Raw genomic sequence first — 611 nt, 5'->3', positions numbered from 1 at the left:
CGGGACATACTTTGAACAAAGTGATAATCCGCGAGTTTTTGGGTATAGTAAGCCAACTGATAATGCCAGCCTTGGTCGGAATGAATGATTGGCTGGGCACCATCAGGTAGGTTATCAGTTAATTCTTCAAGGGTGCGCATAATTAGTTCTTTATTTGGACTAGTACTAAGCTGGAAGGCGAGAATCTCTTGGCTGGCTTCATCAATCATTACTGAAATATAAGCCCATTGATGGTTAGCCAGCCGGACTTGCGTAACATCAGTGTGAATGACCTGGTAAGGTTGGTGCGCATTAAATTCCTGATTCAGTTTATTAGCCGCGATCTTACCTACCGTGCCATGATAGGACGAATATTTGCCGCTACGGTGGCGGTTATAAAGACTGACTTGAACGTTCAATTCACCCATTAGCTTACGAACCGTATCGCCCGACAAGTGTAATTCCTGTTTATCTAATTCGGCTTGAATCCGGCGATAGCCCGCCGTCCAACGCCCCCGAACCTGAAACCGTTGTGCGATTTGAAGAATCATTTTCTTCGCTTTGACGTATTTATCATGCGGATTGGCAATCCGTTTACGCTCGTCGTGATAAGTTGCCTTGGGCAACATAAT

1 protein-coding gene is annotated in these 611 nt (G+C 45.2%); it reads right to left on the bottom strand.

Annotated features, from left to right (window positions below):
* Positions 1 to 611 (bottom strand): DDE-type integrase/transposase/recombinase (locus QOR60_RS06825; RefSeq protein ID WP_283582606.1); only part of this gene is annotated, 611 nt, incomplete at both ends.

The sequence above is a fragment of the Ligilactobacillus hohenheimensis genome (assembly GCF_947381805.1).
GTDB lineage: Bacteria > Bacillota > Bacilli > Lactobacillales > Lactobacillaceae > Ligilactobacillus > Ligilactobacillus hohenheimensis.
This window is presented reverse-complemented; position numbering and strand designations above follow the sequence as displayed.